The sequence below is a fragment of the Croceicoccus gelatinilyticus genome (genome assembly GCF_018398395.1).
In the GTDB taxonomy this organism is placed as follows: domain Bacteria; phylum Pseudomonadota; class Alphaproteobacteria; order Sphingomonadales; family Sphingomonadaceae; genus Croceicoccus; species Croceicoccus gelatinilyticus.
In genome coordinates, this window is sequence record NZ_JAHCBF010000005.1 from 284,002 (window position 1) to 306,438 (window position 22,437).

The window sequence follows — 22,437 nt, forward strand, 5'->3', positions numbered from 1 at the left end:
TGCGAAGGGCCGATGGCACCGCGTTCGGTTGCGCATCGGCAGTGCCGTCATTCTGATGATCTACAGCACTCGCCGGAGGATCCATGACCGCCAGACCGCTCGCCCTCACCCTGACGCTTGCCGCAATATTCGGCTCATCCCCTGCCCTTGCCGCCCCCGGCCTTGGCGCGGCGGCTTCAGGCGCGAATGTCGAGGAGGGGGAGATCGGCGTGCTGGCCCGCTGGGACCGGCTGGTCGGCGATGACCTCGGCGGCGAGGACGTGCTGCGCGGCGAGCTTGGCTATGGCGTGACCGACCGGTTCGGCATTACGCTGGCAGCGGATTTCGTGCGCGTCCCCGGCGAAGGCCGCGATGCCGATGCGGTGGCGATCGAGGGGGTCTATGAACTCGGCTCGCTGGGTAGCGTCGATCTGGCGATGAAGGCCGAATATGTCGCGGTATTGCACGGCACGGACGCGACCGCGCTCTCACTATTGCTCGAACACGAAAGCGGGCCGGTCGCGGTGCTGGTCGATCTAGTCGCAGCCAATGACCTGGCGGGCGGCGAACCGGTGACGTTCGGTTACGCTGTCTTGGCCGACTATGCGGCGAGCGAGCGCCTGCGCCTCGGCTTCGAGGCGTTCGGAGATCTCGGCTCGACCGGCGATTTCCTTGTCGACGACGCCCACTTCGCCGGCCCCGCCGCATCGCTGGCCATCGGCGACAGCCTCGAAGCGACGCTCGGCTTTCTGGTCCCGCTCTCCGACTACGAGGCCGACGGGATGGTCCGCGTCAGCCTCGGCGCGGCCTTCTAGAACCGCTTGCGGAAATCGAGCTCGATGAAGCGGCCCTTGGGGTCGGTGAAGTCGGGCAGGTAGCTGACCGGCACGACGCCGAATTCATCGGTCACGCGCTGCTGCGCATCGAAGATATTGTCGACGCGGATCGAGAAGCGGCTTCCCTTGAGGAAGTCGACGTCCTTGAACTGCCGTTCGAGGTCCACGAACAGGCGGGCGTCGAAGGTGGCATAGGGGTGGAAGTCGAGCGAGGTGGACCCGGTCGCGGTGCTGCCGTCGACGCTGGAACCGCCGTAATAATTGCCCGACAGGCGCAGGCCGATGCCGTTGTAGAAGATGCCACCCTGAAGCTCGACCTCGTGCCGTGCGGTGGGACTGCTGGTCAGGGAATCGCCGTCGAGCAGGTCCAGCGACGGGCCGGTCTCGCTGATCAGAACGTCCTGCTGCAGACGCCACGTGTGATAGATGGCGGCGCTCCACCGCCCGCCACTGCGGCCGCCCGGACGCATGCCGGGTCCGCCGCCGCCGCGCCTTCCGCCGTCTGCGCCCTCTTCTTCATTGCCCGCAATGCGATCGGAAATGTCGAGGCCGTAACGGATGCGCTGGCCATTCTCGCTGGCGAAAGTCACCGGGCGCTGATCGATGGAAACGAGGTTGCCGTCGCCATCGCGCACGACGCGGTCGGGGAACGCGGCCTCGATCGCAGGGGTGAGGACGGGGAATGAGGAGGACACGTTGGTCGAATTCTCGTCGTAATATTCGACGATGAATCGCGAACGGTCGAGTACCGGCAGGTCCCAGTTCAGCGAAAACTTCCAGTCCTTCTGCTTTTCCGCGACGAGGTCGGGATTACCGCCCGACAGGATGTCGACCAGCACGGTCTGCCCGTTGGTGAAGTCATAGACGGTCGAACCCGTGGTAATGACCTGCGGCGCGCCTAGCTGGCTCAGCGTCGGGGCTGCTTCGCGGTAGATATAGCTTGCCTGCAGGTCGAGATTCTCGGTCACGCCCCAGTTAAGACCGGCGCTTCCATCAAACAGCGTGCCGAAGTCGGAGAGGTGATTGACACCGCCCGACAGGTCGAGCGTCAGGTCGCCGATGGCGGACAGGAACCCTTCGCGGCGGCTGGCGATGGGCACGCCGACCGAGAAACCACCGCTGGCATCGCCGCGGGTCAGCTTCGCATCGCTAAGCGGATTGCGCGTGTCGGAACTGTCGATGTCGTCCCAATCGTATCCGGCCTTCAGCACCAGCGACAGTTCGCCTGCAGGCAGAACCACCGGATGTCCGGTCAGCGTGACAAGCGAGGATACGGATTCGGTGTTCGTATCGGCGCGATAGGTATCGCGCGCTTCGACCAGACCGCTCGACAGCAGGGTCGCCACCGGCGCGTCGTAGGCGATCGTCCCGGCCGCCACTGCGGCCTGCAATGCGCTTGCATCGGCGCTGGCGTCAGTGAACGTGCGGGTCTCGTCGTGCGCCCAGTTGGTCGTCGCCGTCAGGCCCCAATCGCCCAGCCGCGTGTCGTAACTTGCGCCCAGTTCAAAGCCCTGGCTCTTCGTATCGCGGATGCGCGGGCCAAAGCCTGCATCCTCGTCATAAAGCGTGCGATAGGCGCTGTTGCCGTCGCCGTCGGTCAGCGTCACCGCGTCCAGCCCGCGCCACGACAGGCTGTCCGAACGCGTGGCCGTGGCGCTCAAAGTGATTGCCCCGCCAAGCCCGCCTTCGCCAAGGCTCTTGGTCCAGTTGGCGTTCAATTGCAGGTCGCGGCTGTCGGCCACGAGCGAGCGGTAGGCCGCCGGATCGGCATCGCCCGTTAGCGGCGTGGCGGAAACCGACGATACGTCACGCTCCGCCTCGGTCAGCATCGAGCTGTCCTCCGCCTCGAACGCAATGTTGAAACGGTTATCGCCGTCGATGCGCAGGAAGGATCCCTCGATCTCGTTGGTCGCATAGCCGCCGCCCGAGGGGAAACCGTATTCAAGGTCCCCGCTGACCGAGACGAAGTTGTCCTTCAGGATGAAGTTCACGACACGCTGGTCGGGGCGGAAACCATACCGAAGCGCCACTTCCTCTGGCAGGATTTCGACACGGCGGATCGCTTCGGGCGGATAGTTGCGCATTTCGCGAAAGCCGTTGACGCGCCGCCCGTTCACCAGAAACGCGGGCCTGCCGCCACCGCGACCACGGGCCGAACCCGTTTGCGGGGCCAGTTCGTCGATCAGTTCGGCAAGGGATGCGACGCCGTAACTGGCGATTTCGTCCTCTTCCAGAACCGCGATCGGGGCCTGCGGTGCCTCCACCTGTCCGCGGATGCGTTCGGCGGTGACGACGATCTCGTTGTCCTCCATCTCGATGACGGGGGCGTCCTGCGCGACAGCAGGGCTGGCACAAAGGGTTACGGCCAGCACTGCGGTGCCGGTCAGGAGGGGGCTGAATTTCATGGCCCCATAGCTGGCAACGGGGGCATTGTGTCACAAGTCGCGCCGCGTATCATTTTGTCGCATCGCGCTGTGATTACGGCGAATTGGGGGCAAACTGCCCTCCAGTCGGGTACAGCCAAATTGAAAAAGCGGCTTGGGCTTCCCATTTCCCGCAGGTGCGGCTAAAGGCGCGCGCACGTTTTTCATAACAAGATGAAGTGAAAGGAAGGGCGCAAGCAGCCCCTTATGGCCAAAGAAGAACTCCTCGAAATGCGCGGCACGGTTGTCGAACTGCTGCCGAACGCGATGTTCCGGGTGCGGCTCGAAAACGATCACGAGATCCTCGGCCACACCGCCGGCAAGATGCGCAAGAACCGCATCCGCGTGCTGGTGGGCGACGAGGTGCTGGTCGAACTCACGCCGTACGACCTTACCAAGGGTCGCATCACCTACCGCTTCATGCCCGGTCGCGGCGGCCCCGGGCCGCAGTAACCTGCGGCCATGGCGCCCCCGCGCCTCATCCTCGCCTCTGCCAGCCCGCGCCGCCGCGACCTGATCGCGCGGCTTGGGCTGGAACCTGACGGCGTATCCCCTGCCGACATCGACGAAAGTCCGCTGAAAGGCGAACTGCCCCGCCCCTATGCCACGCGGATGGCGCGCGAGAAGGCAGAGGCCGCGGCCAGCGATGAAGCGCATGTCCTTGCAGGCGACACCGTGGTCGCCGTGGGTCGCCGCATCCTGCCCAAGGCGGAAGATGCCGACACCGCGCGCGAGTGCCTTCGCCTGATGAGCGGGCGGCGCCACCGCGTCCTGTCCGCCATCGCCCTGCGCGCGCCCGACGGCACGATCCGCGAACGGCTGTCCGAAACGGTCGTGCGTTTCAAGCCGCTGCACCGGCAAGAGATCGAGGCCTACATCGAAAGCGGCGAGTGGGAGGGCAAGGCCGGTGGCTACGCCATCCAAGGCCGCGCCGAAGGGCTGATCGCCTGGATCGAGGGCAGCCATTCGGGCGTGGTCGGCCTGCCGCTGTTCGAGACCCGCGCCCTCCTGAAATCCGCAGGTTTCCCGATTGGCTGAATGGCTGATCGAGGACGGGATCGGCGAGACCCGCGCGATCCTTGTCGAATCCGGCGAAATCGTCGCTGCAAAAGTCGCTTGGCCGGACGAACTGGCCGCAGGCGCGGTGGTGAAGGCAAAGCTAGCCTCGCGCAGCGCCGGATCGAAGCGCGGGACGGCAAGGCTGGATGACGGCACCGAAGTCCTCGTCGACCGCCTGCCGAAAGAGGCCAGCGAAGGCGCCGCGATCCGCATCGAGATCACCCGCGCTGAAATCGGCGAAGGCAGCCGCATCAAGCGCGCACAGGGCCGCCCGAGCGACAAGCGGCTGCGCCCCGCCCCGACGCTCGCCGATGTCCTCAAGGCAGAGGGTCACCCGGTCCGCATGGTCCACCGCTTTCCGGTCGAAGGCTGGGACGAACTGGCGACCGATGCGCTTGACGGCGTGATCGCGTTCAATGGCGGCTCGCTGCTCCTGTCACCCACACCTGCCATGACGCTGATCGACATCGACGGCGCGCTCGCGCCCAAACCGCTGTCGCTGGCCGCCGTGCCCGCGATTGCCGATGCGCTGCACCGCTTCGACATCGGCGGTTCGATCGGCATCGACTTCCCGACGATCGAGGCGAAGGCAGACCGCCGCGAAGTGGACGAGGCGCTGGAAGCTGCGCTGTCCGCTTTCCCGCACGAACGCACCGCAATGAACGGGTTCGGTTTCGTGCAGGTCGTCTCGCGCCTTACCGGCCCGTCGATCCTCCACCGTTATCGCCGCCACCGCATGGCATCGCTCGCACGGATGCTGGTGCGCCGAACAGAGGGCGTCACCGAACCGGGTACGTTGGTGCTGCACTGTCATCCCGGGGTTGCCAGCTTCATTTCGGACGATTGGCAAGCGCAGCTCACCCGCCGGACCGGAAGACAGGTGCGGATCGAATCGGATGGCGGCCTTGCGCCTCACGCCGGATTCGCGCAGGCGGTCCAGCCATGACGACTGCGAAGAAATGCCCGATGTGCGGCAAGCCGCGCAAAGAGGAACACACCCCCTTCTGCTCGCCCCGCTGCCGCGACCGCGATCTCGCGAAATGGCTGGACGACGGCTATGCGATCCCCGGCGAACCGGCCCGCGTGCCGACCGGCGAAGAGGATGAAGAATATTGATGAAATAGGGGCTGGACAGGCGGCGCGGCTTTGGCCATATGCGCCGCTCCCGTCGCCGGACAGCATGGTTGTCCGTTCCGCGACGCGGCCTGCCGCAAGGCAATGCCCGGGTAGCTCAGTTGGTAGAGCATGCGACTGAAAATCGCAGTGTCGGCGGTTCGATTCCGTCCCCGGGCACCACTTTTCCCAAAGCGAAAAAGCAGGCCCCTTCCCGTCTCCGGTATGCGGTCAATCACCCTGACTGGCGGCGGTCTCATCCTTTTATATCAAATGCTAAACCGCTATGCGTGACGTCATGCGCTTTCTTGCTGCCGTTCTCGCCCTGCTTTCCAGCCTCTCTCTCACCGCTTGCGGTGCGGACCCTGCCCCGCGCGCGCCTTTGGTGCTTGCCGCTGCCAGCACGCAGGAGGCGATGACCGAAGCGGCCGACACCTGGGCGGCCAAGGGTCATCTGAAACCCACGCTATCCTTTGCAGGCAGCGGCGCGCTGGCCCGCCAGATCGCGACCGGTGCGCCCGCGGACCTGTTCGTATCCGCCGACACGCGGTGGATGGACTGGCTCGACCAGAACGTTTCGCTGCGCGATGGCACCCGCGACATTCTTGCCAGCAACTCGCTGGTTCTGATCGCACCCAAGGACAGCGACGCCGCCTTTCCCGAAGCCGGTGGCTGGGCCGACGCCATTGGCGAGGGACGCCTTGCTCTGGCCGATCCCGTTGCCGTCCCCGCGGGCCGCTATGGCAAGGCCGCGCTGATCTCGATCGGTGCATGGGGCGAAGTGAAGGATCATATCGCACAGACGGCCGACGTGCGCGCGGCGCTCGCCCTGGTCAGCCGCGGCGATGCCCCGCTGGGCGTGGTATACGGAAGCGACGCGATCGCCGATCAGGACGTGAAGATCGTGGGTCTTTTCCCCGAGGAAAGCCACGCGCCAATCACGTACCCCATCGCCATTCCCGAACGGTCGCAGACCGCAGGGGCTGAGGAATTCCGCGAATTCCTGCTGTCGGCAGAAGGCCGCTCGATCTTCGAAAAATACGGATTCGGTCCGCCGCCGATGGCGGACGAGACCGGGGAAGAAGAGCCGGAGGCCTGATGCTGTCGCCTGCCGAATGGGCGATCGTCGGCCTTTCGCTAAAGGTCGCGGCCGCTGCGATCATCCTGACGCTTCCTATCGCCTTCGCGCTGGCATGGCTGCTGGCGCGCAAGCGGTTCTATGGGCGGATGCTGCTCGACACGCTGGTTCATTTGCCGTTGGTCCTGCCGCCGGTGGTGACGGGCTGGCTGCTGCTGCTGTTCTTTGGCGCGGGCGGATGGGGTGGACGCACACTTTCCGCACTGTTCGGCACGACGCTGATGTTCCGCTGGACCGGCGCGGCGCTAGCGGCGGGAATCATGGCCCTGCCGCTGATGGTGCGCGCGATCCGGTTGTCGCTGGAAGCGATAGACACGCGGCTTGAAACCGCCGCGCGCACGCTGGGCGCGTCGCCCGTGCGCGCCTTTGCCACGATCACGCTACCCCTTGCCCTTCCCGGTATCGGCGCGGCCGTCGTGCTGGGCTTTGCGCGTTCGCTGGGCGAATTTGGCGCGACGATCACTTTCGTTTCGAACGTACCGGACGAGACGCGGACCCTGCCGCTGGCCATCTACACCGCGCTGCAAGTGCCGGGCGCAGAGGCCAGCGTCACGCGGCTGGCAATCGCCTCGGTCGTGCTCTCGCTCGCCGCGCTGCTCGTGTCCGAATGGCTGGTCCGCAAGGGAGGGCGCAGCCATGTCCTTTGACATCGACCTGTCGGTCCCGCGCGGGCGGCGCACCGTATCGGTCCGCATCGCACCGGCGGCAGGGATCACCGCGCTGTTCGGCCCCTCCGGCATTGGCAAGACGACGGTTCTGGACGCAGTGGCGGGACTGGTGCGCCCGACATCAGGCCACGTCCGCATCGGCGACGTCACGCTGTTCGATGCCGATGCGGGGATTGCCCTCCCACCTGAAAAGCGCGGCTGCGGGTACGTATTCCAGGATGGCCGCCTGTTCCCGCACAAGTCGGTGCGCGACAACCTGCTCTACGGCTGGAACCTTGCACCCGAAGATCGCCGCTTCATGGACCTTGGCGAGGCGACCGAATTTCTCGGCATCGGCGCATTGCTCGACCGCTCGGTCCGGCACCTGTCGGGCGGGGAAGCGCAGCGCGTCGCCATCGGGCGGGCGCTGCTGTCCGGCCCCCGCGCGCTACTGATGGACGAACCGCTGTCATCTCTCGACGCAGACCGGCGCGACGGCATCCTGCGGGTTATCGAACGCATCCGCGACGACCTCGCCCTGCCGATTCTCTACGTCAGCCACGACCGCGCCGAAGTCGACCGACTCGCCTCGCAAGTGGTCGAGCTTTCCTAGCCCCGCTTCAGCATGATCCAGCGCGCGGCCATCGCGGGCCGCCCACCGCCCTCGACCTCGAGCTCGACGTCCATCGCATAGCGCGTGCCCAGCTTCACCCGCTCGGCCCCTGCCTCGCGGAAATGCGCGCGGATGCGGCTGCCGCTCGGCACCGGCGCGATGAAGCGCAGGCTATCGAAGCCATAGTTCAACAGGTTCGGCGTATCGCCCAGCGGGTGCCCGCTATCGGACAGCAGGGGCGCCAGCAGCGAGATCAGCAGGAAACCGTGCGCGATCGTCCCCGGCAGGCCCGATGCGCGGGCCGCGTCCTCGTCAACGTGGATCGGGTTCCAGTCCTCGGTCAGGTCGGCGAACTGTTCGACCATGTCCGAACTGACCTCCATCCAGTCGGTCAGCCAGACCTGTCCCCCCGCCTCGTTCATGTCCGTCACGCCCCTTGCAACCCTGCCGCGCAGGTTAAGCGGGGCAAAGGCGCAAGGACAAGCCGCATCGGCTTTGCTTTTGCACCTCGTTCGCTTATAGGGCGGGCAAGACGCCCCGGCAGTTTCCGGTAGACGCTTTTCAAACGGCGGCCGGCAAGGCCGGGGCTTGGTTTTTGCGAAGAAAGTCCAGCCCATGTCGCGTCGCCGCCAGATCTACGAAGGCAAGGCCAAGATCCTTTACGAAGGCCCCGAACCGGGCACCATCATCCAGTACTTCAAGGACGATGCCACCGCGTTCAACGCCCAGAAAAAGGGCACGATCAATGGCAAGGGCGTGATCAACAACCGCATCAGCGAGTTCGTGTTCACCCGCCTGTCGCACATCGGCATCCCGACGCACTTCATCCGCCGCCTCAACATGCGTGAACAGCTCGTCCGCCAAGTCGAGATCATTCCGCTTGAGGTCGTGGTGCGCAACGTGGCCGCCGGCTCGATCTCCAAGCGCCTCGGCCTGGAAGAAGGCGAACCGCTGCCGCACACTCTCCTTGAATATTACTACAAGGACGACGCGCTGGGCGATCCGCTGATCGCGGAAGAGCATATTGCCTGCTTCGGCTGGGCGAACAACGAAGAGATGCAGGACATGTCCGCGATGGCAATCCGCATCAACGACTTCCTGTGCGGCATGTTCGCCGCGGTCGGCATCCGCCTTGTCGACTTCAAGCTGGAATTTGGCCGCATCTGGGACGGCGACTACAGCCGCGTGATCCTTGCAGACGAGATCAGCCCCGACGGCTGCCGCCTGTGGGACATGGCCACCAACGAAAAGCTGGACAAGGACCGGTTCCGCCGCGACCTTGGCGGAGAAGAGGACGCCTATCAGGAAGTGGCACGCCGCCTTGGCGTGTTGCAGGAAGATGGGCCGAGTGAAGTCGCGGACATCGCGCATCACAGGAAGCTCAGAGGAAAGAAATAATCAAAAAACAGCGCGTTACGGGAACCTGGGTCGCACTAGCCGCCCTTCTGCTGACATCCTGCACCACGGCGTACGACGACGCTGACGTCGCCGTCGTGCAGCCGGCCGCCGCACCCGATGCGGCGATCCCGGCCAGCGCGCGACCATCGCAATCCGGCCTGCCGCCTTACGAGGCGATGTTGGCCGCAAGCGATCTCCAGCCCGATCCGGCACTGCGCATCGGTCGTCTGGCGAACGGCATGACGTACGTCATCCGCCACAACGCAACGCCCGCAGGCACCGCCGAAGTGCGCCTGCGTTTCGACACAGGCTCGCTGGACGAAACCGCCGCCGAACAGGGCTATGCCCACTATGTCGAGCACATGGCCTTCAACGGGTCGACCAATGTGCCCGAAGGCGAGATGGTCGCCCTGCTCGAACGCAAGGGGCTGGCCTTTGGCGCGGACACCAATGCATCGACAGGTTTCGATACGACGATCTACAAGCTGAGCCTGCCGACCAACACGCCCGACCTGCTGGACACCGCGCTGATGCTGATGCGCGAAACGGCGGGCGAGCTGCTGTTCGACGACGCAGCGGTGCAGCGCGAAAAGGGCATCATTCTTTCCGAACGCCGCGACCGGAATACTTATCAGTTCCAGGACGTGGTTGACCGGTTCGCCTTCGAAGCGCCCGACGCGACATATCCCGACCGCCTGCCGATCGGCACGCTGGAAACGCTGAACGCCGCCGATGGCGAAGCGCTGCGCGCATATTGGGAACGCAACTATCGGCCAGAACTCGCCGTGCTGACGGTTGTCGGCGACTATCCGGTCGAAGAGGTCGAGGCGCAGATCAAGGCCAAGTTCTCTGACTGGCAGGCGAAGAGCCAGTCGGTCCCCGATCGCGTATATGGCACCGTGGACCTGACCCGCGCGCCTGCCGAAGACATCTACATCCACCCTGCCCTTCCCGAACGCGTCACCGCCACGCGTCAGGGACAGCCGCAACTTGCGCCCGACACGGCCGCATCGCGCCGAAAGGCCGTTCTGCGCTGGGTCGGATATGCCATCGTCAACCGCCGGTTGAAGCGCCTGACAAGGCAGGATGACCCGCCGTTCAAATCAGCCGGCATCGGCACCAGCGACATGTTCCGCATGGGCCGCATCTCGCGCCTCGTCGTCGATACGACAGAGGGCGAATGGAAGCGCGGCATCGATGCCGCCGTCGCCGAATATCGCCGCGCGCTTGCCGGCGGGTTCAGCGAGGCCGAAGTCGCCGAACAGCTCGCCAAGCTGATCACCGCACAGGAAGACGCCGCCGCCGGCGAAACCACGCGCACCAATGCGGCGCTGACGGGCGATATTCTCGAACTTTTTGGCGAAGGCGAAATTCCGACGCTGCCCAGCGCCAGCCTTGAACGCCTGCGCGCAATGGAAAGCCAGATCACGCCCGATGCCGTGCTGGCCGCGCTGAAGGAAGAAATGGTGCCGCTGGACGATGCCATGCTGCGCTATTCGGGCCGGACCGAACCGGAAGGCGGCACCGCCGCCTTGCGCGCCGCATGGGACGAGGCGATGGACGCCCCGCTGGCCGACACCGCACCGCCACAAGTGACCGAGTTCGCCTATACCGACTTCGGCCCCGCCGGAACGGTGGTGAGCGACGGACGCGATCCCGTTTACGACATCCGCCGCGTTACTTTCGCCAACAACGTCCGCCTGAACATCAAGCAGACCGATCTTGCCGAAGACCAGGTGATCGTCCGGGTCTCGCTGGATGGCGGCGACCTCCTCAAGACGAAGGACAACCCTCTCGCGGTCGAACTCGCCCCCACCCTGCCTGCAGGCGGACTTGGCGAACACAGCGCGGACGAACTTGAGACCATCCTTGCCGGACGCAACGTCGGCGCAAGGCTTGGCGCATCGGGTGAGGTGTTTACTTCCACCCGGACGACCACGCCGCGCGACCTTGGCCTGCAACTGCAGTTGGTTGCCGCCTACCTGACCGATCCGGGCTACCGCAGCGAGGCGATCTCCGCCTATCGCCGCCAGTTGCCCGACCGCTTCGCCCGCATGGACGCAACGCCCAACGCGGCGCTTGCCACGCGCCAGATGGAAATCCTGTCAGACAAGGATCCGCGCTACACGATCCAGTCGATCGAGGCTTACGAGGCGCTGGACTTTGCGGACTTGCGCGCAGCCATGGCCGACCGCCTTGCCAAGGGCGCGATCGAGATCGGGATCGTCGGTGCCATCGACGAGGACAAAGCGATCGCCATGGTCGGGAGCACTATCGGCGCCCTGCCCACCCGCGAACCGGCCTTCCTGCCCCGCACCGACGCCCGGCAGCGCAGCTTCACCGCAACGCGCGGCCCTGTCTTCGTGCGCCACGGCGGACAGGAGGACCAGGCCGTCATCCGCTACTTCTTCCCGACGACGGACGACAGCGACGCGGCCCTGACGGCATGGCTGGAACTCTTGCAGAGCGTGGTCGACATCGCGCTGACCGAAGAACTGCGCGAACGTCTGGGCCAGGCCTATTCGCCGGGCGTGGCGTCGTCGATGAGCCAGACCTACCCCGGCTTCGGCCTCTTCCTGCTGAACGTCGGCGTCGATCTCTCGCAAATCCCGCCTTCGGTTGAGGCGATCGAGGAAACGATGCGCAAGCTGCGGGACGAGCCGATCTCCGCCGATCTCGTCCAGCGCGCCCGTCAGCCGATGCTCGACAAGTACGACAACGCGCTGAAGTCGAACGCGGGCTGGCTCGGCCTCGTCGACCGCGCGCAGAGCCAGGATGACCGGCTCGCCAGGTTCGCGGCCTATCGCGGAAGGCTCGAATCGATCACGCCGGAAGAGCTTCAGCAGGCGGCGCGCAAGTGGCTGCCGGCCGGCGGCGCGGTCGAGATGATCGCCATTCCAGAGGGCGCGACAGAGCCGAGCCTGTGAAGCAATGAAGAATAAGTGAAAGTTCATCGTAATTATACTTGTCGATTGTACTTTCGCTTGTTCTCCAACCTCTCATGAGCGAGGCTTTCATCGGCGCAAGTAAGCATCACATTGCTACTTGTTCGTTCTTTGGCCGCACTTGGACTTTGCGGATATTAAGCGGCCATTCATGACGCCTTAACGGCTCGTCGTGCATGAAGAACGCTTCGTGGAACCCGTCCTTGCGACCAATGGGGTTGAACCGACACAAGGCCGCCGGATCACCCAAACGGAGATACTTGGACGATGAAGAAATTCCTCGCTGTTGCGACGCTGGCCGGTGCCCTCACCGCCGCTCCCGCACTCGCTCAGGACGAAGCTGCAGCCGAAGCGCCCGCAGCCGAAGCACCCGCCGCTGCCGCTGCTGAAGAAGCTGCTGCCCCCGAAGCAACGCCGGTCACCGATGCCGACCTCGACAAGTTCGCGGCCGCTGCCATCAAGGTGAACGAAGTCGCCCAGGACGCGACGATGTCGGCTGAAGAAAAGCAGGCCGCCATGGTCGCCGCCGTGAGCGGTTCGGGCCTCGACCCGCACATGTTCAACGAGATCGCGACCAAGTCGCAGACCGACGAAACCATGAAGGCACGCGTTGCCGAAGCGTTCGCCCGCCGCCCGGCCCCCGAGGCCCCGGCTGCTGCCGCGACTGCCGAAGCCGAAGCCGAGACCGAAGAACAGGTCGGCGGCTGATCGCTTTATCGCGATACGCACAAGATCAAGGCCCCGCCCGCAAGGACGGGGCCTTTTTCGTGGTATTGGGGGCGGCTTGCTTGCGGGCGCGGCGCAATCACGGCATAGGCGCACCACGAATCCCAAGTCAGCCATTTCGAAAGGCCCTTCGATGAAGGTCAACGTCCACGTCAGCCTCAAGCCCGGTGTGCTCGATCCGCAGGGCCGCGCGATCCACCACGCGCTCGAAGGACTGGGTTTTTCCGGCGTAAACGACGTGCGCGCAGGCCGCCTGATCGCACTGGATGTCGCCGACGACACCAGTGACGAGGCGCTGGACGAAATGTGCCGCAAGCTGCTCGCCAACATGGTGATCGAGAATTACCGCATCGAGAAGGTGGGCTGACCATGGCCTTCACCGCCGGTGTCATCACCTTTCCCGGCTCCAACTGCGACCGCGACATGGCGGTGGCGATCGAGGCGGTTTCGGGCAAGCCTGCAACCCGCATCTGGCACGGCGATGCCGCCCTGCCCGAAGGCCTCGACTTCATCGCGGTTCCGGGCGGGTTCTCCTATGGCGACTACCTGCGTTCGGGCGCGATGGCCGCGAACAGCCCCGTGATGCGCGCCGTTGCCGAAGCAGCCGAACGCGGCGTGCCGGTGCTGGGCGTATGCAACGGCTTCCAGATCCTTACCGAAACCGGCCTGCTGCCCGGCGCGCTGATGCGCAATGCCGGCATCCACTTCGTCTGCCGCGAAGTGCCGCTGATCGTCGGCAACGATACCTCGCTGTTCACCGCGAAGTATTCCAAGGGTCAGGAAATCGTCATCCCCGTCGCCCACCACGACGGCAACTACTACGCCGATGATGAGACGCTGGACCGGCTTGAAGGCGAAGGCCAGGTCGCGTTCCGCTATGCCGACAACCCGAACGGTTCGGCCCGCGACATCGCAGGCGTCCTGAATACGAAGGGCAACGTGCTGGGCATGATGCCCCACCCCGAACGCAAGATCGAGGCAGCGCAGGGCGGCGATGATGGCCGCGCGCTGTTCGAAGGCGTTTTCGAAGGGCTCTCGGTCGCGTAAACCGGCCGCCGGCATGCTGGACCGGCTGAAACATTGGGCAAAGGCGCTGAAACGCGACGTGATCGCGCTCTGGCTTGCCGCGCGCGATCCGCGTGTGCCGATGGGCGCAAAAGTGCTGGCCGGCGCGGTCGCCGCCTATGCCCTGTCGCCGGTCGACCTGATCCCCGATTTCATTCCCGTGCTGGGCCTGCTGGACGACCTGCTGATCGTCCCTGCGGGCATCTGGCTGGCGCTACGCCTGATACCCGCGCCAGTGATGGCGGACTTGCGCAAACGAGCCGAAACGATGGCAAAGCCGCGCTCTACCGCGGGGCTGATCGCGGTGATCGTGATCTGGGCTGTCGCGCTCGGCGGGGTGTGGCTGATAATCAGATATCGATGACCGCTGCCGTCACCGTCATCATCGCGCAGATCTTTCCCTCTGGCGTTTGAAGGCTCGCCTCCAGAACGGCGGTCGTCCGGCCCAGCTTGATAACCCGCGCTTCACCGATCACCGTCCCCACCGGCGTTGGGGACAGGAAGTTCACAGTGAAGCTCAGCGACGGCACCGCCTTCGTCAGTGGGAGCGAAAGCTTCGCCGCCATCCCCGCTGCCTCATCCAGCATTGCAGTCACGTAACCGCCGTGGAGGTTGCCGAGGATGTTCGTGAATTCGGGCAAAGCCTCGAACGAGAGGGTCACTTTCCGCTCATCCGTATCGTAGGCGATGAACTTCGTGCCCAGCGTGCGACCGCCGGGCGAGAGAACCTTGTCGAACAGTTCGGATGCGTTGTCGGTTTCTGTCTGCATGGCGCGACGCTAGCGGGGCGCCAGCCTTCACCGAACTGACCCTATGAGCAGGGTTTTGCTGTCCTACACACCCCGATGTGGCCATCGTGAGCGCCGCTCTTTCAAATCGTCGGCCCCGCTCCCGCGCAATGTGTCACCCGGCCCTATGCAGGCGAAAGGCGCAGAAATACGCAGTTTTGGCGTGTTGGACTTGGGTGACAGGGTGTCACCTTTGTCACCCAGTGCGACAGTTTAGACCTCAGGCAATCTTGCGGTCCGCATCCCGTGCGAGCAGCGCTGCCGCCTCGATCGCACCCATGGGACGGCCGAACAGGAAGCCCTGGATCTTGGTGCAGCCGAGCTGGCGGATACGGTCGAGTTCGCGTTCGCTTTCGACGCCCTCTGCCGTGGTCGTCATGTCGAGCGCGTCGGCCATGGCGACGACGGCGCGGATGATGGCCAGCGATTCCGGGCTGTCCTTGGCCGCGCCCGTCACGAACGAACGGTCGATCTTGATCGTCGTGAAGCGGTTGTTGCGCAGGTATCCCAGCGACGAATAGCCGGTACCGAAATCGTCGAGCGCAATGCCGCAGCCCAGCGACTGTATCTGGCTGAGCGTGTTCTGAGCCGCCCCGCCATCGCGCAGGAAGATCGATTCGGTGACTTCGAGCTCCAGCCGCTCAGCCGCAAGGCCGCTGCTGGCCAGCGCCGAGACAACGGTGCTGGCAAAGCTGGCGTCCAGCATCTGCTCTGCCGAGACGTTCACCGCGATGCGGATGTTGGAGGGCCAGCGCGCCGCTTCTTCACAGGCGCGGCGCAGGGCCCATTCGCCGATCGGCACGATCAGGCGCGTATCCTCTGCAATCGGGATGAACTTTGCCGGACTGACAGGGCCGAACTCTGCCGAATTCCAGCGCAGCAGCGCCTCGAAGCTCATGACCTGCTCGGTCTCGGCATCGACGACGGGCTGGAAGGCCAGCGTCAGTTCGTCCCGCTCAAGCGCGTGGCGCAGCGCAAATTCGAGCTTGCGACGCTCTTCCGCATGGGCGTGCATCTGGGGCTCGTAAGCGAAGTGGCTGCCGCCGCCCTCGTCCTTCGAGCGATAGAGCGCGAGGTCGGCATTGCGCATCAGTGTTTCGACCGTGCGCGCATCGCGCGGGCCGATGGCGGAACCGACCGAGGCGCCGACGTAAAGCGTGTGGTGGTCGACGTCGTAGGGCTTGGACAGCACGTCGATAATGGCATGGGCCATGCGGTCGACGGCGTTGCGATCGTTGACGTCGGCCATGACGACGGCGAACTCGTCACCGCCTAGGCGTCCGCAAGTATCGTGCTGGCCCATCAAGACGCGCAGGCGGCGCGAAACCTGTGCCAGCAGTTCGTCACCGATCTGGTGGCCAAGAGTATCGTTCACGGCCTTGAAGCGGTCGAGGTCGATCATCAGGAAGGCGCAGCGCGTGCGCCACTGTTCCGCCCGCTGGAGCGCAGTGCCCAGTGCTTCGGTCAGCATCATGCGGTTCGGCAGGCCGGTCAGCTGGTCGTAACGGGCCAGCTGCGCGATCTTCTCGGCGCTTTCGCGCTGTTCGGTAACGTCAGAGCCGACACCGCGGAAGCCGGAGAACTGGCCGTGCTCGTCATGCTTGGGCGTGCCCGACAGTTCCCACCAGCGACTGCGGCCGCCGACGTTCACGCGGACCATTAGGTTGGAGAAGCTCTCGCGGCGCTTCAGGCGCTCGGCAAGGTCGCGCAGGGACGACGGCAGCGAGCCGCTTTCCCAGCCGTCACCCGCAATCAGGCGCAGCAGCGGCTGACCGTCGGCCTGGTGCGGCTGCATCTGCAGGGCGTGGGCGAAACGGGGCGAAACACCGCGAACCCGGCGGGAGCTGTCGACGCTCCACAGCCAGTCGGCGCTATTTTCCTCGAACTCGTGAAGCAGGAGCGAAACGGTCTCGGCCTTTTCGGCAAGGCTCGCCTCGGTAATGCGCAGGCGCAGGTAGAGCCGCGAGAGCGCCAGAGCGCCGCCGGCAATGGTGCCCGAAAAGGCAAGCTGCGCGATGGCCGCGACCCAGTCGCCGCGGATCGCCGGACCGATTGCACCGCCGATCCCGAATATTCCGATGAAGACCATGGCCGCCGTCGGCACGACCGAGAGCGAAAGGACGAAAACGCCGATCAACATGACCATGACCGCATATTGCGGCGCGCTGCCGGTGCTCAGCACTTCGGGGAAGATCAGCATGGGCGCAACCCACAGCGCACCGGCAAGGCCGACGGTGGCTAGGTGGGTGCGAAGTTCGTCGGATCCGAGCTGGCGGCGTTCGGCATCGGTGAAGGTCCGCTCAATCCGCATCATGGCCAGCGCCATCATGACGACAAGCGCAAACCAGCCGCCCACGATCATCCCGCCCGCAGCCGAAGTCCAAACGACCATGGCGGGAAGAGCAGCGGCAATGAAGATCGCAAAGCGCAGCCAGGCACCACGTGCCAATGCGCCATATTGCAGGCCAACGAGGCGGCCGGGTCTTTCCTCCCCGCGGCGCAGCTTGCCCATGACGCGTTTCGCCATGCCATCGCGCGACTCGGGCACGAAAGCGTCTTCGCTCGCTGACGGGGGCGTCGAATTGCCGCCCTTGCGCTTGAGTACAGACCCCAACATGACATCAGGGGTACATGAAACAGGGTTGATAACCGGTAAACGCGCCATCAGCGTCGGGCCGGTCGGAAAGCTGCCCGACGGTAGCCCTCGCTTAACTATGCAAGCGCCCGATCAGCGGTCGAAAACGACGGTCCTTTCACCGTTCAGGAACACGCGGTCTTCAAGATGCGCACGTACCGCACGAGCCAGCACGCGGCGTTCGACATCGCGGCCACGGGCGACCAGCGCTTCGGGAGTGTCGGCATGGGATACGGCTTCGACGTCCTGCGCGATGATCGGCCCTTCGTCGAGGTCGGCCGTCACGTAGTGACTGGTCGCGCCGATCATCTTCACGCCGCGCGCATGGGCCTGGTGATAGGGTTTCGCACCCTTGAAGCCCGGCAGGAACGAGTGGTGGATGTTAATGCATCGACCTGACAGGAATGCGGCCATGTCGTCGGATAGGATCTGCATGTAGCGGGCCAGCACGACCAGTTCGGCACCGGTTTCGTTGATGACCTTCTGGACCGCGGCCTCCTGCTGAGGCTTGGTGTCCTTGGTGATCGGCAAGTGATGGAACGGCGTATCGCCCAGCAGCGTAACTGCCAGTGCTTCCTGCGGATGGTTCGAGATCACTGCGACGACGTCCATTGCCAGTTCCCCGATACGATTGCGATAGAGCAGGTCGCCAAGGCAGTGGTCGAACTTCGAGACCATGAGCACGACCTTCTTGCACTCTTCCCGGTCGCGCAGGCTCCAGTCCATGCCCGCTTCCTCTCCCACCGGGGCAAAACCGGCACGGTAGGCATCGAGCGTTACATCGCCCGGATCGAACTCGACCCGCATGAAGAAACGCTCCGTATCAGGGTCGTTGTACTGCTGCGCGTCGGTAATGTTGCCGCCCTGCCCGGCAAGAAAACCGGCCACCCCGGCGACAAGGCCGGGACGGTCCTGACAGGACAGGCTGAGGACGAAACGTTTCGCCAAGGGTCGCATCTCCATCGGGCGCGTGAACCGCGCGGCCATCGGGCGCGAAAGCCGCGCGCCGAGGCGCTTTAGGCAGGAACGCCGCCGTCCTCAACCGGCCTTTGACTCAAGCAGTGTCAGAAGCGTTCGAGCGCGATGGCCGTCGCCTCGCCGCCGCCAATGCAGATGCTGGCTACGCCGCGCTTCAGATTGCGGTTTTCCATCGCGCCCAGCAGCGTCGTCATGATTCGTGCACCCGATGCGCCGATTGGATGGCCCAGCGCGCAAGCGCCGCCGTTGACGTTGAGACGGTCACGCTCAATCCCCAGATCGCGTTCGGCGATAAGGGCCACGACGGCGAATGCCTCGTTCACTTCGAAAAGGTCGACATCGTCCATGCCCCAGCCGATCTTTTCGAACAGCTTCTTGGTGGCAAAGACCGGAGCAGTCGTGAAGCGCGCGGGTTCGTGCGCGTGGCTGGCATGGCCGACAACGCGGGCGACGGGGGTGAGGCCCATCTTCTCAGCGGTCGATGCGCGGCACATGACGAGCGCGGCCGCGCCGTCCGAAATCGAGGAGCTGTTCGCCGCGGTTACCGTGCCGTCCTTGGCAAAGGCGGGGCGGAGGGAGGGGATTTTTTCGGGATTGGCCTTGGCGGGTTGTTCGTCAGTGTCGATCGTGACTTCAGCCTTGCGGGTCTTGACCGTGACAGGCGTAATCTCACGGTCGAATGCGCCGCTTTCGCCCGCCTCGCGCGCAAGGGTGAGGGAGCGGATCGCGTATTCGTCCTGCGTTTCGCGCGTAAACTGGTATTCCTGCGCTGCGTCCTCTGCGAACGCGCCCATCAGGCGACCGGGATTGTAGGCGTCTTCCAGACCGTCGAGGAACATCGAGTCCTTGACCACGTCATGGCCCAGACGCGCGCCGCCGCGATGCTTAGGCAGCAGATAGGGAGCGTTGGTCATGCTCTCCATCCCGCCGGCAACGACGATATCCGAAGTCCCGGCCAGCAGCGCATCGTGAGCCATGATCGCCGCCTGCATCCCCGAACCGCACATCTTGTTGATGGTCGTCGCCGTCACGTGTTCGCCCAGCCCTGCAAAGATCGCGGCCTGGCGACCCGGTGCCTGCCCCTGCCCTGCCGGAAGAACGCAGCCCATGACGATCTGGTCGACGTCCGAACCCTTGATCCCCGCACGTTCAACCGCGGCGCGAACGGCTTCGGCACCCAGCGTCGGCGCAGCGACTTCTGAAAAGACGCCCTGCATCCCGCCCATCGGAGTGCGGGCGTAGCTGGCGATGACGATCGGGTCAGTGGTCATATCTCTCTCCTTGTCCGGCAAAGGCCGGGCGATTTCATGTATCGGGCAATCAGGTTCGGGGGTTCAGCCCCTGCATCAAAAATTCGACGAGCTGGCCCGCGATCTCTTCTTTCGAAAGCGCACCTTCCGGATCGTGCCAGCGCGCGGGCCAGTTCAGGGCCCCCGCCAGCGCGAAGACGGCAAGCTTCTCGTTCTCGCAAGCAACAGAGCCGTCCTTTACAGCTTCATGCAGGAACTCTCCCATCGCCGCGTCGATATCGCGTTTCAGCGTGCGATATTCGGGCATGCTTTCGGCCTTGAGCTGCTCAACCCCCGTGCGGATTACGCAGCGACCGAAATCCTCCATCGTGATCACGGCATAGCGGCATAGAAAATAGGCGAGCCTGTCACGCCCGCTACCGTCGCGAACGCGCGCTTGGTCCGCCGCGTCCAGCAACTGCCCCAGCCCTTTCTTCAGGCATTCGAGCAGCACCCGGTCCTTGGTTGGATAGTAATGATAGATCGTACGCTTCGACACGCCGAGCTGCGCCGCAACGTCATCGAGCGAGGTATTGGCAAAGCCGCGTTCGTTGAACATCCGCGCCGCCGCCGAAAGCACGGCCTCGCGCTTGGCGGCGCGTTCGGCCTCTTTCTGCTCGGCCGTTCTGAAGGGCGATGCGTCGGTCATATGCTGTCCCTCGATTGACAGAACACGGCGCAGATAGCAATACACTCACGAGTTTTCATCGGCCCCGCAAGCGCGGTTGGCCGCAAGGAAAGAAGGATAGCGAGATGGAACTGAAGGACACGGCCGCAATCATCACCGGCGGCGCATCGGGCCTTGGCAAGGCGACCGCGACAATGCTGGCAGGCGCTGGCGCAAAGGTCGCGATCTTGGACATGAATGAAGAAGCGGGCGAAGCCGTGGCCAAGGAACTGGGCGGCATTTTCCAGAAGGTCGACGTGTCGAGCGAGGAAAGCGTGAAGGCCGCTCTCGACGCAGCCGAAGCTGCGCACGGTACGGCCCGCGTCCTTATCAACTGTGCCGGCATCGCGCCCGCCATCAAGACCGTGAGCCGCGATAACGAGCCGCACCCGCTTGGCGCATACCGCAAGGCGATCGAGGTGAACCTCATCGGCACGTTCAACATGATCGCGCAGTTCGCCGCGCGCCTCGTCCTGCTGGATCCGATTGGTGAGGAACGCGGTGTGATCGTCAACACCGCCTCGGTCGCGGCCTATGACGGACAGATCGGCCAGGCGGCCTATGCCTCGTCCAAGGGCGGCGTTGTCGGCATGACGCTCCCCGTCGCGCGCGACCTGTCGCAGCACCAGATCCGCGTCATGACGATCGCCCCGGGCATCTTCTGGACCCCCATGCTGGCCGGCCTGCCCGAAGCGGCGCAGGAAAGTCTTGGCAAGCAGGTCCCGCACCCCAGCCGCCTTGGCCGCCCAGAGGAATACGCCATGCTGGTCGAATCGATCATGGCCAACCCGATGCTGAACGGCGAGGTCATCCGCCTCGACGGTGCGATCCGCATGGCCCCGAAGTAAGCCGTCACCCTATTGGGCGCGCAGTTGTTCCGGGTCTGGACAGCATCCGGATTGGTGGAAAAACGATTTGTTAAAGGCTGATGGTTACCTGCAGGGTAACGTTATGGATCAGCTGCGCGCCATATTATGCATTTTGGGCAGTGGCCTCGCCTTTGCGGGGCTGCCCGGTATTGCACGCGCGCAAAGCGAATCGACGACGATGTCCATCGGGGCCGAAGTGGCAGAGGCCTGCTCGATCGAGGCGACGACGATGGCCTTCCCCATCACCACGCCCGGCGGCGGCGGCAATGCGACGGCTACGGCCGACATCACGCTCAACTGTTCGCCGGGCGTCGACTACGACATCGCGATGGACAATGGGCAGCACCCCCAGGGCCAGACGCGCAATATGTTCGACCCCGTTCTAGGCACTTACCTGCCTTACGAGGTCTATACGAATGCCAAGATGACTGCCCAGTGGGGCGATCGCAGCGGCATCAATACCGTCAGCGGCCGTTCGCGCCGTGGCGGGGCGACGGTCATCACCGCATACGGCAAGATCAAGTCGACAACGCAGACCGCGCGCAGTGGCAAGTACTCCGACTACGTCGTCGTCACCGTCAATTTCTGATCAGATTCGGGCCGCAACGACCGACGCCCCGGCGCCGGAGGGGTTACTGCGCGCTTAACCGCTATCCCCTTGGAAAATGCGTAGAATTACCAAAAGGTAAATGCGTAATTTACGAACAATACAGGTTTTCCCCCTAGATGGCTGTTTACCCTTTTCGGGTCAGCATAACAGGGAGACCACCCCATGAAGACCATTTTGAAGATCGGCGGCGTTGCTGCGGCGCTGATCGCGGCTCCGGCCTACGCCGCGACCGACGACACGACGATGCCGGTTACGGCAGAAGTGCTCGACGCATGTGAAGTCAGCGCAACCCCGATGGCATTCGGCACGATCCCCGTGCTCGGTTCGCAGGACATCGACGCGCAGGCGACCGTTTCGCTGCTCTGCACCGTCGGCGCCAACTACGACGTTTCCATGGACGTCGGCCTTAACGCTTCGGGCGGCGCCCAGCGTTACCTCGGCAACTCGGCTGGTGCAGCGGACGTGATCCCCTACGAGATCTACACCGATGCGGCTCGCAGCTCGATCTGGGGCAACACGGCCGGCAACACCGTAGGCGGCGTCGCCACCACCGGTCTCGTCGACATCACGGCCTATGGCCGCATCCCCGTTTCGGCCACTCCGGTCGTTGCAGGCTCCTACGAAGATACCGTGACCGTCACGGTCACCTTCTGATCGGA

Annotated in this window: 24 protein-coding genes and 1 tRNA gene; 18 read left to right on the forward strand and 7 right to left on the reverse strand. The window is 64.6% G+C overall.

Annotation, left to right across the window (positions count from 1 at the left end):
- Positions 1-83: 83 nt before the first annotated feature.
- A complete protein-coding gene (locus tag KIH45_RS12770; protein WP_213176404.1) occupies positions 84-794 on the forward strand; it encodes a hypothetical protein in 711 nt (236 codons plus the stop codon).
- On the opposite strand, the gene KIH45_RS12775 is transcribed toward KIH45_RS12770, so the two are convergent.
- On the reverse strand, positions 791-3,220 hold the full coding sequence (locus tag KIH45_RS12775) for a TonB-dependent receptor domain-containing protein (protein ID WP_213176405.1): 2,430 nt from the start codon (positions 3,218-3,220) through the stop codon (positions 791-793). The two genes, KIH45_RS12770 and KIH45_RS12775, sit on opposite strands and share 4 nt — an antisense overlap.
- Positions 3,221-3,445: 225 nt before the next feature.
- On the opposite strand from KIH45_RS12775, the gene infA reads away from it, so the two are divergent.
- The 8 genes from infA (at position 3,446) to KIH45_RS12815 (ending at position 7,808) form a co-directional block, all read left to right on the forward strand.
- Positions 3,446-3,691: a translation initiation factor IF-1 gene (gene infA, locus KIH45_RS12780; protein WP_066761159.1), complete on the forward strand. Its 246-nt coding sequence runs from the start codon at positions 3,446-3,448 to the stop codon at positions 3,689-3,691.
- A gap of 9 nt (positions 3,692-3,700) precedes the next feature.
- A complete protein-coding gene (locus KIH45_RS12785; RefSeq protein WP_213176406.1) occupies positions 3,701-4,276 on the forward strand; it encodes a Maf family protein in 576 nt (191 codons plus the stop codon).
- Positions 4,269-5,243, forward strand: a complete 975-nt coding sequence (locus KIH45_RS12790) for a ribonuclease E/G (protein WP_213176407.1) — start codon at positions 4,269-4,271, stop codon at positions 5,241-5,243. The genes KIH45_RS12785 and KIH45_RS12790 overlap by 8 nt, the downstream gene beginning before the upstream one ends.
- Positions 5,240-5,413: a DNA gyrase inhibitor YacG gene (locus tag KIH45_RS12795; protein ID WP_066761162.1), complete on the forward strand. Its 174-nt coding sequence runs from the start codon at positions 5,240-5,242 to the stop codon at positions 5,411-5,413. The genes KIH45_RS12790 and KIH45_RS12795 overlap by 4 nt, the downstream gene beginning before the upstream one ends.
- Positions 5,414-5,517: 104 nt before the next feature.
- Positions 5,518-5,593 (forward strand) — tRNA-Phe (locus tag KIH45_RS12800).
- Positions 5,594-5,696: 103 nt separating this feature from the next.
- Positions 5,697-6,509 (forward strand): molybdate ABC transporter substrate-binding protein, encoded by an 813-nt coding sequence (modA, locus tag KIH45_RS12805; protein WP_225899886.1) that lies wholly within the window; start codon positions 5,697-5,699, stop codon positions 6,507-6,509.
- Positions 6,509-7,195: a molybdate ABC transporter permease subunit gene (gene modB, locus KIH45_RS12810; RefSeq protein ID WP_213176408.1), complete on the forward strand. Its 687-nt coding sequence runs from the start codon at positions 6,509-6,511 to the stop codon at positions 7,193-7,195. The genes modA and modB overlap by 1 nt, the downstream gene beginning before the upstream one ends.
- Complete coding sequence (locus tag KIH45_RS12815; protein WP_213176409.1) at positions 7,185-7,808, forward strand: ATP-binding cassette domain-containing protein; 624 nt, start codon at positions 7,185-7,187, stop codon at positions 7,806-7,808. The genes modB and KIH45_RS12815 overlap by 11 nt, the downstream gene beginning before the upstream one ends.
- Here the strand turns inward: KIH45_RS12815 and KIH45_RS12820 are convergent.
- Positions 7,805-8,230 carry a MaoC/PaaZ C-terminal domain-containing protein gene (locus tag KIH45_RS12820; RefSeq protein ID WP_213176410.1) on the reverse strand — a complete coding sequence of 142 codons (426 nt, stop codon included), beginning with the start codon at positions 8,228-8,230 and terminating at the stop codon, positions 7,805-7,807. The genes KIH45_RS12815 and KIH45_RS12820 overlap by 4 nt on opposite strands.
- Positions 8,231-8,423: 193 nt before the next feature.
- On the opposite strand from KIH45_RS12820, the gene purC reads away from it, so the two are divergent.
- From purC to KIH45_RS12850, 6 genes are all read left to right on the forward strand, one after another.
- On the forward strand, positions 8,424-9,206 hold the full coding sequence (gene purC / locus KIH45_RS12825) for a phosphoribosylaminoimidazolesuccinocarboxamide synthase (RefSeq protein WP_213176411.1): 783 nt from the start codon (positions 8,424-8,426) through the stop codon (positions 9,204-9,206).
- Between the two features lie 95 nt (positions 9,207-9,301).
- Positions 9,302-12,133 carry a M16 family metallopeptidase gene (locus KIH45_RS12830; protein ID WP_213176412.1) on the forward strand — a complete coding sequence of 944 codons (2,832 nt, stop codon included), beginning with the start codon at positions 9,302-9,304 and terminating at the stop codon, positions 12,131-12,133.
- A 285-nt stretch (positions 12,134-12,418) separates the two neighbouring features.
- Complete coding sequence (locus KIH45_RS12835; RefSeq protein ID WP_213176413.1) at positions 12,419-12,859, forward strand: DUF4168 domain-containing protein; 441 nt, start codon at positions 12,419-12,421, stop codon at positions 12,857-12,859.
- Positions 12,860-13,010: 151 nt separating this feature from the next.
- Positions 13,011-13,244, forward strand: a complete 234-nt coding sequence (purS, locus tag KIH45_RS12840) for a phosphoribosylformylglycinamidine synthase subunit PurS (RefSeq protein ID WP_225899887.1) — start codon at positions 13,011-13,013, stop codon at positions 13,242-13,244.
- Positions 13,245-13,246: 2 nt separating this feature from the next.
- Positions 13,247-13,924, forward strand: coding sequence for a phosphoribosylformylglycinamidine synthase subunit PurQ (gene purQ, locus KIH45_RS12845; RefSeq protein ID WP_213176415.1), 678 nt, complete (start codon positions 13,247-13,249; stop codon positions 13,922-13,924).
- A 13-nt stretch (positions 13,925-13,937) separates the two neighbouring features.
- Complete coding sequence (locus KIH45_RS12850; RefSeq protein ID WP_213176416.1) at positions 13,938-14,306, forward strand: YkvA family protein; 369 nt, start codon at positions 13,938-13,940, stop codon at positions 14,304-14,306.
- Here the strand turns inward: KIH45_RS12850 and KIH45_RS12855 are convergent.
- The 5 genes from KIH45_RS12855 to KIH45_RS12875 all read right to left on the reverse strand — a co-directional run bounded on the left by KIH45_RS12855 (position 14,293) and on the right by KIH45_RS12875 (position 20,281).
- A complete protein-coding gene (locus KIH45_RS12855; RefSeq protein ID WP_213176417.1) occupies positions 14,293-14,712 on the reverse strand; it encodes a PaaI family thioesterase in 420 nt (139 codons plus the stop codon). The genes KIH45_RS12850 and KIH45_RS12855 overlap by 14 nt on opposite strands.
- 238 nt (positions 14,713-14,950) lie before the next feature.
- Positions 14,951-17,347 (reverse strand): putative bifunctional diguanylate cyclase/phosphodiesterase, encoded by a 2,397-nt coding sequence (locus KIH45_RS12860; RefSeq protein WP_225899888.1) that lies wholly within the window; start codon positions 17,345-17,347, stop codon positions 14,951-14,953.
- 111 nt (positions 17,348-17,458) lie between these two features.
- A complete protein-coding gene (gene purU / locus KIH45_RS12865; protein WP_213176418.1) occupies positions 17,459-18,313 on the reverse strand; it encodes a formyltetrahydrofolate deformylase in 855 nt (284 codons plus the stop codon).
- A gap of 116 nt (positions 18,314-18,429) precedes the next feature.
- Complete coding sequence (locus KIH45_RS12870; RefSeq protein WP_213176419.1) at positions 18,430-19,614, reverse strand: acetyl-CoA C-acyltransferase; 1,185 nt, start codon at positions 19,612-19,614, stop codon at positions 18,430-18,432.
- A gap of 49 nt (positions 19,615-19,663) precedes the next feature.
- Entirely contained in the window at positions 19,664-20,281 is a 618-nt protein-coding gene (locus tag KIH45_RS12875) for a TetR/AcrR family transcriptional regulator (protein ID WP_213176420.1), read from the reverse strand.
- Between the two features lie 104 nt (positions 20,282-20,385).
- Between KIH45_RS12875 and KIH45_RS12880 the strand changes: the two genes are divergently transcribed.
- The 3 genes from KIH45_RS12880 to KIH45_RS12890 all read left to right on the forward strand — a co-directional run bounded on the left by KIH45_RS12880 (position 20,386) and on the right by KIH45_RS12890 (position 22,432).
- The gene (locus tag KIH45_RS12880) at positions 20,386-21,147 is read left to right on the forward strand and encodes an SDR family NAD(P)-dependent oxidoreductase (protein ID WP_213176421.1); all 762 of its coding nucleotides are present in this window, start codon (positions 20,386-20,388) and stop codon (positions 21,145-21,147) included.
- A 199-nt stretch (positions 21,148-21,346) separates the two neighbouring features.
- Entirely contained in the window at positions 21,347-21,757 is a 411-nt protein-coding gene (locus KIH45_RS12885) for a Csu type fimbrial protein (protein ID WP_213176422.1), read from the forward strand.
- 183 nt (positions 21,758-21,940) lie between these two features.
- On the forward strand, positions 21,941-22,432 hold the full coding sequence (locus tag KIH45_RS12890; RefSeq protein ID WP_213176423.1) for a Csu type fimbrial protein: 492 nt from the start codon (positions 21,941-21,943) through the stop codon (positions 22,430-22,432).
- Positions 22,433-22,437 lie beyond the last annotated feature (5 nt).

Excerpts from the sequence above, each read along its gene's own strand:
- KIH45_RS12770 (WP_213176404.1), top strand. The coding sequence starts at position 84 with ATGACCGCCAGACCGCTCGCCCTCACCCTGACGCTTGCCGCAATATTC.
- KIH45_RS12775 (WP_213176405.1), bottom strand. The coding sequence starts at position 3,220 with ATGAAATTCAGCCCCCTCCTGACCGGCACCGCAGTGCTGGCCGTAACC.
- infA (WP_066761159.1), top strand. The coding sequence starts at position 3,446 with ATGGCCAAAGAAGAACTCCTCGAAATGCGCGGCACGGTTGTCGAACTG.
- KIH45_RS12785 (WP_213176406.1), top strand. The coding sequence starts at position 3,701 with ATGGCGCCCCCGCGCCTCATCCTCGCCTCTGCCAGCCCGCGCCGCCGC.
- KIH45_RS12795 (WP_066761162.1), top strand. The coding sequence starts at position 5,240 with ATGACGACTGCGAAGAAATGCCCGATGTGCGGCAAGCCGCGCAAAGAG.
- modA (WP_225899886.1), top strand. The coding sequence starts at position 5,697 with ATGCGTGACGTCATGCGCTTTCTTGCTGCCGTTCTCGCCCTGCTTTCC.
- modB (WP_213176408.1), top strand. The coding sequence starts at position 6,509 with ATGCTGTCGCCTGCCGAATGGGCGATCGTCGGCCTTTCGCTAAAGGTC.
- KIH45_RS12815 (WP_213176409.1), top strand. The coding sequence starts at position 7,185 with ATGTCCTTTGACATCGACCTGTCGGTCCCGCGCGGGCGGCGCACCGTA.
- KIH45_RS12820 (WP_213176410.1), bottom strand. The coding sequence starts at position 8,230 with ATGAACGAGGCGGGGGGACAGGTCTGGCTGACCGACTGGATGGAGGTC.
- purC (WP_213176411.1), top strand. The coding sequence starts at position 8,424 with ATGTCGCGTCGCCGCCAGATCTACGAAGGCAAGGCCAAGATCCTTTAC.
- KIH45_RS12835 (WP_213176413.1), top strand. The coding sequence starts at position 12,419 with ATGAAGAAATTCCTCGCTGTTGCGACGCTGGCCGGTGCCCTCACCGCC.
- purS (WP_225899887.1), top strand. The coding sequence starts at position 13,011 with ATGAAGGTCAACGTCCACGTCAGCCTCAAGCCCGGTGTGCTCGATCCG.
- purQ (WP_213176415.1), top strand. The coding sequence starts at position 13,247 with ATGGCCTTCACCGCCGGTGTCATCACCTTTCCCGGCTCCAACTGCGAC.
- KIH45_RS12850 (WP_213176416.1), top strand. The coding sequence starts at position 13,938 with ATGCTGGACCGGCTGAAACATTGGGCAAAGGCGCTGAAACGCGACGTG.
- KIH45_RS12855 (WP_213176417.1), bottom strand. The coding sequence starts at position 14,712 with ATGCAGACAGAAACCGACAACGCATCCGAACTGTTCGACAAGGTTCTC.
- KIH45_RS12860 (WP_225899888.1), bottom strand. The coding sequence starts at position 17,347 with ATGTTGGGGTCTGTACTCAAGCGCAAGGGCGGCAATTCGACGCCCCCG.
- KIH45_RS12870 (WP_213176419.1), bottom strand. The coding sequence starts at position 19,614 with ATGACCACTGACCCGATCGTCATCGCCAGCTACGCCCGCACTCCGATG.
- KIH45_RS12875 (WP_213176420.1), bottom strand. The coding sequence starts at position 20,281 with ATGACCGACGCATCGCCCTTCAGAACGGCCGAGCAGAAAGAGGCCGAA.
- KIH45_RS12880 (WP_213176421.1), top strand. The coding sequence starts at position 20,386 with ATGGAACTGAAGGACACGGCCGCAATCATCACCGGCGGCGCATCGGGC.
- KIH45_RS12885 (WP_213176422.1), top strand. The coding sequence starts at position 21,347 with ATGTCCATCGGGGCCGAAGTGGCAGAGGCCTGCTCGATCGAGGCGACG.
- KIH45_RS12890 (WP_213176423.1), top strand. The coding sequence starts at position 21,941 with ATGAAGACCATTTTGAAGATCGGCGGCGTTGCTGCGGCGCTGATCGCG.